We start from the raw sequence: 10,031 nt of genomic DNA, 5'->3' as shown, positions 1-10,031 counted from the left end.
CACTCATCTTCGAGCTTTTCTGGTTCAAGTTCGGCCGAAACGACAATAGGATTAGAATCAATCAATCCCACATCTTTTGCAATTGCACCTGCAGTGTCGGGGTGATCACCGGTTATCATAAGCACTTTAATTGCATTATCCTGACAATAATTTATTGCTTCTTTCACTTCTGGTCGCGCTGGATCTTCAAATGCAAGGATTCCATAAAGTGTGAATCCGCCTTCTGGCTCTAAGCAAGATTCCACATCTTTTTGCGACACCTGAATGGCGCCAACAGCTAACACTTTATGGCCGCCCTTCGCTAGATCCTCAACTTCTTTTATCCACTTAAGTTTCTCATTTTGTGAAAGGTCTGACTTTGACAAGACAACCTCAGGCGAGCCCTTAATGGCACAAGTTAAATCATTATCGTAAAGAAAGAACCCAGACTCACGCTTTCGATCTTCTGTAAATGGAATAACATTTAGTCTCTTAGGGATATTGATCCCTCTAAGTTTTGCTTCACATATCAGAGCGATATCGACCGGATCACTGCCTTCAGCATTAGATGCCGCTAAGGCCATTAGCAAAATTTGAGTTTGAGAAAAGTTATCTGATGTAACAAAGTGGGCCAACTCAAGCTTACCAATGGTTATGGTACCGGTCTTATCGGTACAGATTTGAGTGACACGACCGATATTTTCAACGGATACGGCCCTTCGAACGAGAGCATGGTGCTTTGCTAATCGGTAAACGCCAACACCTAAAAAGAATGAGAACACGACAGGAAACTCTTCAGGCAAAGCGGCAACGGCAAGGACTGCAGCACTTAAGAGAGCGTCGAGCCATCCATGTCCTTGATAAAATCTGATTGCAGCGATGGCCAAACATAGAACGACAGAAGCATAGACCAATAAACGTGTGAGTTCTAAAATTGATGACTGAAGAGGTGTTCTTTCGTGAGAAATCTTAACAACAGACTGAACAATTTCACCATAGGAAGTACTCTTGCCAGTAGATAATACCCTTAAGACTCCCTTGCCTGTTAAGACCCTTGTTCCAGCAAAGCCTAAAATACTTGTCTCTACGAAGGCTTCTCCACTCGTGACAAAGGGGTCAAATTCAATCGAAGATTTTTTTACGGGGAATGCCTCTCCTGTTAAGACTGACTCATCAACCTGTAACGAGTCCACTTCTTCCCAATAACCATCGGCCGGTAAGAAGAGATTCTTACTTGAAAGCACAACGAGGTCTCCCGGAACAATATCAAGAGAATCAACGATAACCTCCTTGCCTTCCCTGAGGAGCGTAACTTTTGAAGAGAGCTGACTTCTAAGCCCAGCAGTTGATGCTTGCGTTCGAAAGTGAAGAAAAGCGTCCATGAAGATTAGTGGCAATGTAGCTAGAATTAAAATAAGGGATTCGCTAAATTCCCCAATAAAATAGAAAACTGCAGAGATGCTGACAAGGAACCAAACCATAGGGTCCTTCAGCGTATCCACAATAAGCTCAAGCCACGGACTGCCTACTCGTTCGACAATTTCATTTGTTCCAAATTTTGAGCGCTGCTTTGTGACTTCCTTCTCACCTAGTCCTGTCGCTCGACCGACAAGGCCTGCTAAATTACGAAATGAGACCTTTCTTTGCATAAGCTCTTTCACCGTCACTGGAGTTGAGCTTATTCTACTAAAAACGCTAGCAACAAAACCAGTTAAGAAGACTAAAGATTAACTTCTCTTACGTATTTTATTCGCTAATCATCATTGTTGGATCCCCTTCATCAACTAGTTCTAATTGAGCAAGGTTTTTCATCTGACTTATTTCATCGAAAGATGGTAAGTTATAATTCTCACCGAGGACTTCATACTTATAGTAATACTCACTAAGAATTTCTCGACCACCAAACTCCAACATTAATTTATCTCTATCTTGATAAGACAATTTATAGAAATCTTCCGGTGCCATATTTTTCAAAGATATATATGCCCTTTCTGCATTTGATAACTTGTCTAAAGTATCAATTTCTTGCCCATGACTTTCTTTGATACTTGAAATAATCATTCTAGTATCATTAGCATCCTTTCCCGAAGAGTTCTCTGAGTCATAAATTCTTGACTCAAGCTCATCTATTCTTTCCTCAATATCCACAACTTCTATCTTGCTATCTGAACTTAACTCAAAACTTTGAGCCTCTTCTTTTTCGACAAGCTCTTTACTAGTGCTTTCTGTTACAGACTCTTCGAGCTCTTTAACCTCCGAGTCTAGAAACAGAAACCCCGTAATGGAAAATGCCAATATGATTGCGATTATTTTCATCACTACCTACACGTTATATCCATAGTTCGATAATATGAGTTACTAAGAGGAGCTTTAGCATGCCAAGGGTGCTTAACTGTCGCCTTCATTCTAAGATAAATAGAATTGCCAGATACATAGTACCCATTTCCATTGTAACCTCTTAGGGCCGCTAAACTTTGTAACTTCGTTGCTCCTAGGAGATCACAATTATTCCCACCAACGATTTGGACAACAGCACTTGTGGCCTGATTACTTTCAGCTTGGTAGTTAATTTTAAATTGCTTATCGAGAGAAGGAACTGATTCAAAATCAACTTGATAGATATCACTAGTTCCAACAATAGTATTAAATTTATTATTCCAATTACTTGAAGCAATCGATGTTAGAACCTTAGACTGCGCTCCTCTTTTCAAAGTGAAGTAGATTTTATTATTATCTTCAACACCATTTCTTCCTTTAACAGAGCGGAAAGTGAAAAGACCTAAATTATAATTACAAACATACGCATTCCAATCAGTTCTTGCACTACAAGCACTATTATTAAAATTATTATAAGGAACGACTACTGAACCACTAACCCCAGTTAAAGAACCGTCGAGGTCTCTAACCGACATTGAATAGGCCGAATCAATCCAGTTTTGATTATTCGTTTCATAGTAAAATCTCTTCCATGGTGTTGAGGCAAACTTTAGGCCACGAACCTTATTTTCAAATCGATTAGCTCCCCCAATATTGGTAATTGGTATTGGAGTGATATTCCTATTACTATAAGTTTGTTGTGTACTTGGATAATCAAAGAATGTTACGTTATCTAATTCAAAAGGCCCATCATAGACAACGATTCCCGAGACAAATGAGTTACTAGGAAGTGCACTAGCAAGAATTCCCTTATCTTTATTTGAATTATTTGCACTTTGCCCAACAATTGCCGAGTTCGTAAAACGCTGCGAGTAAGCTGTAAAGATGGCCCAACGATTATCTGCTAGTACAGCATTATCAAATTGAGCGGCCCTTCCTCTAAAGTAAATCCCACTTTCAGTATTCTTAAAAGCAACGAGATTTTTAAACACTGGGTAATTAGAAGGCCCGTAGTGAGCACTCATAAGTTCCCTGTCTTCAGGATTATTTGGATTATTTCTTAAAGCACCATCTGGTGCCCCATCCCATGTATGACCGACCTTACTTGAGTGGGCCGTATTGTTGTCATACCTTAGGGTATTATTCGTTATTGGTGTTGAACAAAGTCCGTCAGGAGAACAAATTCTATTTTTTTCAAATGCCATCCAAAAACCAGTTCCTTCAGACCCAGCGGCTACATTATATGCAACAGTATTATCTGGGTTTGAAATCCAATAAGTCGAAGGGCTAGGAAATCTTCCCGAAACCCCTCTTACATCTGAAATTAGTAATGCCCTCGATTCAGGAACTTTCTTTGAAACCAGTCCAATATTGTGACTTAGAGTATTCTTTACTTCATTACCATCTTCTAGGAAATAACCATGACCAAAGTGGTTATAACAAACATTTCCAATGACACTTACGTAATTTGTTGCGTGAACGGTAATACATCTTTGATAACTGTCAGTAACAGATGAGTTCTTAATATACTGTCCACTTGCATTTCCTACCATATGCCAATGGAATGGATATCTTGCCATCTCCCCCATTCGTCCAAGCTTAGAAAACTGAACTGAATCAACATATGCCTTAGCGCTTCCCATAACCATGACGTGTCCACCAAGGTATGAAGACGCATGAGAAGTGCCATGAGATGCAATCACGATATTTCGAGTTAGATTTGCAACAGTTGCTCTATTATCTAGCGTCCAACTTTTCCCACTGTGGCTTAAAGTACGATTAACACCCCAGTGCTTATAATTAAGTCCTCTATTAAGAGAGACAACATTATTATTAACGGAAACAATTTTAACTCTCTCTGCTTCATTCATATCAAATGAAGTTGAAGAAATAACAATCTCATCATCTTTCTTCCAATTTACATTAGTTGAAAGTGTAATTGTTGTATTACCTGGGTTGGCATGATTAGCGAGCTTAATAATCCCACTATTACGATAAACCCCATGTAAATGTAATTGCCCTTGACCGTGAACTGCGAAGGCCCTCTTTCCCATTGAATGATTGCCATTATTTAATTCAAGGCCATCAGCAAGTTCAATTCTAAGCTTCCCTTGAAATCTCTTACCACTCGTCCCACAAATAAACTTACCATTTACTAAAATTGCTTTAGCGATGATTCGGTAACTTGAAGAATTATCAGGACACCTAAACTCTCCATCAACTTGCAATAAACCTACGTTAATATTGCGATCGAGAGTGGCAGTGATCCCAGATGGAATCGTTAAATTTTGGCCATTTGTTGTAAATAGCTCACTAATCTTTCTATCGGAGACATAGGCAGGAATTCGAAAGTATCCACTTTTTCCAATTTGTAAATTTGGGCCACCAGTCAAAGAGATCCCAAAACCAAAGACAAGCTTTCCTGCATTGGTTTTCCATTGATCGTCGCTAAAGGTATGAGCAAAACGATGTTTAGTGAAAGTATTTTGACAAACATTTGAAACCGCTGCTTCACTCGGATTGCTTGCTTTAAAATTTGAAAGAATCTTCTTATTACTTAAAGAGTCACCAGCATAGATATGCACATTAATGGATTGATTAACTGTCTGGTCACAGGCCCACCCACTTACGACTAGTTTATTATTGACGACTTTAACTGCATCAATATGACCTTTAATTTCGGCATAAGCATGATTGAATGTAAGTAATCCAAAACTAATAACAACGAACGTTCTAAATAAATCTTTCATTTAATTCCCTTATAAAAAAACCAGTATGATATGACCTTTGGTATTTTAAACGGGATCAAATCCGAATTTAACTTTTCTAAAGAAACTTTAACTAAATGGAATAATTCCGAATACTTAATCATGCTAAGATAGCAATATTTGAATGTAGTGATAGACACAAATATGTGCAAATAAAAGTAGGATCTTGCTTATAGGAAATCAATCATGAGAGTTTTTGTCGCCATTGATTTACCCAAGGACGCAAAGGAAAAATTGAAGAATGTGAAGATGGTCCATGCTAAATTTCACCGCTATCCTGCGGCAAATCTCCACTTAACCTTGAAATTCATTGGCGAGGTTTCAGATGAATTATTAGAACAAATCAAAGAGCAGCTTGATACAATTAACTTCTCATCTTTTCCATTGAGCTTCAAGGCCTTGGGCCACTTTCATCCTCATCGTCGCGGTACTCCCATATGGATGGGTGTCGAAAATAATGAAGAGCTAATGAAGCTACAGGCTAAGGTAGAAGAGGTTCTCCAAGACCTAGAACTAAAAATGGATAAGATGAAATTCACCCCTCACCTCACTTTGGGCAGAATGGAGCGAGGAATTAGTGAGGATGAAGTAGAAGAGTTTATTCAAACACTTCACATACCTGAATTTAGTATTGAAACTAAAGAGTTTATCTTATTTCATAGTCATTCAACCAAAAATGGTGTTGAATACCTTCCATTAGAAACTTTCTAACTAATCGGAGTGGGTATGCCTATTGAAAAGTACTTTCGACATTATCCGGAACATTTGAAACAGCAAATCCAGGATTTGATTGCCAGTGGTAATCTTAGGTCATACCTCTTAAATAAGTACCCACATCCGCATGAAATCAACTCTGACAAATTACTCTACAAGTATGCAAATGAGCTTAAGGACAAGTACATGCGTAATGTCCCTCAATTGAGCAAGGTCATCTACGAAAAGCAAAAAGATCTCGTTAACGATGCTCTTGGAACCCACACTTATATTAGTCGAAATCATGGTGGTAAGCTAAAGAAGAAGCACGAGATGAGAATCTCACGCACTCTAAAAAATGCTCCTCGTGAGATGCTTGAAATGCTTGTTGTTCACGAACTGGCCCACTTTAAGGAAAAGGACCATAACAAGGCCTTTTATAAACTTTGTGAGTATATGCAGCCTAATTATCATCAAGTTGAGTTCGACCTGCGCCTTTATCTTGTTCTGTTAGATCAGGGGATGACTCTATATTCTAGAGATTAAATAATCAAGCCCACCAACAATAGCTGCGACCTGTGCATTTACACAATCCTCGTCGGTAACCTTTGGACTATCGGGATAGACTTCAGTCGTTGTACAAAACTTTGCATTGGAAAAAGATGCACAGAGATGAAGTTTCTTTAGGGCATAATTGATAACCCCCTCTTGTTCAACAGCAGATCCTATAATCTTGCCACTTTCATCAGCAGGAGCAATATGTGTGACCTTGCGAACTGAATCAATGATCGCCTTTTGAAACTCAGGAGTAGGATTATCACTATCATCAACAAGATAGAATCCATCAGGGATATCCCAAACATCTTGAGGAATTCCATCCCTCTTCTCTAGGGCCGGCCTAAAAATAGTATTGTCAGTATCTGTCGTCTCATGAAGATCAAAATGGGCAAAGATCTCAACACCTAAATCAGAAATGGCCTTCATAACGAGGTTACACTCTGGTGCTGGCCCATTTACATAGAAGGAGCGATTTGGATCAACTGTCTTTGGGTTCCAACGATTGACGGTCTCATACCCCCAGGGGCTGATACATGGAGTAACGATGAAGTTAAATGAATCAATATAATTTAAAGCTTCTCTTTCTAGAAAACCAAGGGCACCGTGAACTCCACTAGTTTCATAACCATGGACACCACCAGTAATCAGAACCGTTCTTTTATCTGGTGAAGAGTTCTTACTTTTAATGATAAAAAGTGGATACTTTTCTTCATCATATGGAAGAGCGCCATATTGTAAAATTTCAAAATGCTCTTCTAACTTTTTGATCTTTGAAACGACTTCTTCAAGATATGATCTCTTGATCGTTTGTTCTTTGAACCACTTTTCTTTTTCGCTTTCGCCCCAGGGGATTAGTTTAGTTGTCATTCTTAGGCCAATTTCTTAGTTAACATTTTAAAAGGCTCTTTAAATGGTACATACGCATATTTTTCTTCTAAAACTTCTGCAGCTTTTCTCAGTACCGACCTCTTTAGGCCTCTTTGTATTATATAAGAAGCAAAGTCATTGGAAAGGATAAAAATGGCAGAGATTAAAGTTATCTTTTTCCCTCGTAACCCTACAGGAAAGCCACTACCATCAGGTTGTTCATGATGCTGGTGAAGAATGAAGTCAACTTCAGGATACTTTGTAAAAAGGCTCGCGAGCTCCCCTTCTCTAACAGGATGAATCTTAAACTCTTCTTGTTCCTCTTCGGAGAACATTCTTAGGTTTGGATCCTTCACTGAATTGATTTTACATAAATCATCGTTTTCTAAAGTCGAGTCACATAGGATAGCACTTAGAATGATTTTTGATCTTGTCCCACTTGCCTTATAGTTTATGGACTCAAGAATACTACAGCCAAATAGCGATGTGAGAAGACTCTTTTCTGCCACATCTCCTGCAGTGAAAGGGAATTTACTTAATAGTGTCAATAGATCAGGTTCTTTTTCAATGACCAGTTCACATTTTTCAATCACCTTATCAACAAGAGATAAGACAGCATCTCCAGTACCAATCCATCTTAAATACGAATGGATAATTCCAACAGATCTTATTAAATTTTCAAGTAAGACCTTTGTGTCCTTATGTTTATCCAAAGTTATATACATCTCAGTAATAGCGTCTTCCAAGATTTGTAATTGATCACTTTTATAAAGGTATACAAATTTTACTTTTCTTTTAACAAAGCTTTGAATCAAGGCCTCTGTGATGACTGCATTCTTTTTAATTACTTTCATAAATTTATGTGAAGTAAATTTAATATATGCATCAGCAGGTATTGATTTAAATAAGTATAGGCTTCGAAGTTTTAAAGGAGCAAACTCTGACTCATCAATCTCAATAACGGCAGCATTCTCTTCAATCCTCTTATATTTGAGAATAATATCCATAAAGATATTTTCTAGCGCTTCCTCATTAAATGGATACTCAAGATGATGAGCAAGATGCATCAGTTCATCATCTAATTGAGATTCGATATTGCCAGCATATAAAGACGAATTTCCAAAGAAAACAAAGTCCATATCATCAACAAGTTCACTGTAAGTCGTCATTAAGTCCATTGCTGAAATATTCTTATTTTCAACATCAATTAGGCCAATTTGAAAAGGCCCTTTACTTAATACTTGATCAATAGCCTCTTCTTTAGAGTTAACCTTTACTAGTTCTACATCCTTAGGCAGATTACTTCTTAGATAATTGTCTTTATTGATATCTTCATCAGTAATATACAATGCTCTTATCATTTCTGCTCTCCTAACAACTTTAGCTTAATTAAATTAAATAATAGTATATAATACATGTGAATAAATACGATGGGAATTATATGCGATCTAGAGTTTTGATTATTTCAGATGAAAATATCTTAAGTTCAGTATATGCTGCAAACTTAAGTGCATACGTTGGTTTGAAAGTAGTCGTTGCAAAAAACAAAAATGAGATTCAAAATCTCCTTGCAAGAAAGAATTATATTGACCTCATCGTCAGTGCAAACTACCTCGATAAATTCCCTCAAATTTCTGATGAAATCTTAGAAATGATCCCCTCTGTTAAGTTAAAGTCCAATATCATTATGTTTAACAATCAAGTGGATAAGGACTCGGCTTCTACAATTCCTCCATCCGTAGTCTATATTCCGAACAGATACGATATTAAATCCATTGTCAGAGCTGCCGCAAAACTTATGAGTGTTACGGCCAAGGATATGGTTGCCTTAGATGTAGGAGAATTTTATCCACTCCCAATCGAACTTCTAAAGCTCACAGACCAAGCCTATAGTGATATTTATCTACGCAAGAACGACGAATATGAATTAACATTTTCAAAAGATGAAAAAATAAGTGATAAAGATATTCAATCAGAGGATGATCAGGTCTACGTTAAGCCTGAAAAAAGACTCCAATGTATCAATCACTTAACCATGGAGTTAATTTTACACCTAAAAAAGACTGCAACACCTGAAGAAAAATTAAAGGCTGTTGAAGTTTCTTTAGAATCACTCGCCTCGGTTTTATTGAGTGATCAAGCTAATCTAGAAGAAGTTACAAAAGTAAGTCTTACTTGTGTAAAAATCATCAAAGAAGTTATTGAAGAATCTAGCGAGCTCGAGAAACTCTTGGCCTATCTTCTTGCTAATAAATCTTCGTACTTATACACCCATTCTATTTTAGCTACATATGTAAGTCAGTTTATCCTAAAACAAGTTTCTTGGGGTAACTCTGCACAAGAAGAAAAACTGGCATGCGCCTTCTTCTTTCATGACATCTTTCTGGCACCTGTCTATGAAGAACATCCAGATGCTTTTGAAGTTGAAGACCTTGCCTATAAACTCGATGTTAGTGAGAAGAATCTCAACTATATTCTCATGCATGCCAAGCTAGCTGCGGAGCAAGTTGCAAAGCTTACGAAACTCCCTAATGGTGTCGATCAAATAATTTTACAACACCACGGTACTCGAAACGGAGAAGGCTTTGCCATGGATCCAGGTGATGATATCTCCCCTCTCTCAAAAGTCATGATGATCTCTGAGTCTTTTGTAAACTTTTTCTTCGAAACAAAGGATAAGGGGCAAAATTTTTCAAGTGAACAACTCATTACCTTTTTAAATGGTCAGTACACAAGCAAGAGTTATCAAAAGATTATTAATGTCTTAAAAGACCTAAAGTAAGCATAATA

The 10,031-nt window shown here is 37.7% G+C and carries 8 protein-coding genes; 3 read left to right on the top strand and 5 right to left on the bottom strand.

Features of this window, described 5'->3' with window-relative positions:
* From ABMA79_RS07855 to ABMA79_RS07845, 3 genes are all read right to left on the bottom strand, one after another.
* Nucleotides 1-1,628 (bottom strand): HAD-IC family P-type ATPase (locus ABMA79_RS07855; protein ID WP_393091588.1); only part of this gene is annotated, 1,628 nt, incomplete at its 3' end.
* A 97-nt stretch (nt 1,629-1,725) separates the two neighbouring features.
* Nucleotides 1,726-2,295, bottom strand: coding sequence for a hypothetical protein (locus ABMA79_RS07850; RefSeq protein ID WP_393091585.1), 570 nt, complete (start codon nt 2,293-2,295; stop codon nt 1,726-1,728).
* A gap of 2 nt (nt 2,296-2,297) precedes the next feature.
* Nucleotides 2,298-5,105, bottom strand: a complete 2,808-nt coding sequence (locus ABMA79_RS07845; protein WP_393091582.1) for a G8 domain-containing protein — start codon at nt 5,103-5,105, stop codon at nt 2,298-2,300.
* Nucleotides 5,106-5,309: 204 nt separating this feature from the next.
* Here ABMA79_RS07845 and thpR point away from each other — a divergent pair, with 204 nt between their 5' ends.
* Together thpR and ABMA79_RS07835 are read left to right on the top strand one after the other, a co-directional pair.
* Nucleotides 5,310-5,834, top strand: coding sequence for an RNA 2',3'-cyclic phosphodiesterase (gene thpR, locus ABMA79_RS07840; protein ID WP_393091579.1), 525 nt, complete (start codon nt 5,310-5,312; stop codon nt 5,832-5,834).
* Between the two features lie 15 nt (nt 5,835-5,849).
* On the top strand, nt 5,850-6,362 hold the full coding sequence (locus tag ABMA79_RS07835; RefSeq protein WP_392859166.1) for a M48 family metallopeptidase: 513 nt from the start codon (nt 5,850-5,852) through the stop codon (nt 6,360-6,362).
* On the opposite strand, the gene ABMA79_RS07830 is transcribed toward ABMA79_RS07835, so the two are convergent.
* Complete coding sequence (locus ABMA79_RS07830) at nt 6,345-7,241, bottom strand: M14 family metallocarboxypeptidase (protein ID WP_393091576.1); 897 nt, start codon at nt 7,239-7,241, stop codon at nt 6,345-6,347. The two genes, ABMA79_RS07835 and ABMA79_RS07830, sit on opposite strands and share 18 nt — an antisense overlap.
* 2 nt (nt 7,242-7,243) lie before the next feature.
* On the bottom strand, nt 7,244-8,602 hold the full coding sequence (locus tag ABMA79_RS07825; RefSeq protein ID WP_393091574.1) for an HD domain-containing phosphohydrolase: 1,359 nt from the start codon (nt 8,600-8,602) through the stop codon (nt 7,244-7,246).
* 80 nt (nt 8,603-8,682) lie between these two features.
* Here ABMA79_RS07825 and ABMA79_RS07820 point away from each other — a divergent pair, with 80 nt between their 5' ends.
* Complete coding sequence (locus ABMA79_RS07820) at nt 8,683-10,023, top strand: HD domain-containing protein (RefSeq protein ID WP_393091571.1); 1,341 nt, start codon at nt 8,683-8,685, stop codon at nt 10,021-10,023.
* Nucleotides 10,024-10,031: the final 8 nt, after the last annotated feature.

This window comes from Halobacteriovorax sp. HFRX-2_2 (genome assembly GCF_043196705.1).
In the GTDB taxonomy this organism is placed as follows: Bacteria; Bdellovibrionota; Bacteriovoracia; order Bacteriovoracales; family Bacteriovoracaceae; genus Halobacteriovorax_A.
The sequence above is the reverse complement of the archived record's forward strand: the minus strand, read 5'-3'. Positions and strand labels throughout refer to the sequence as shown.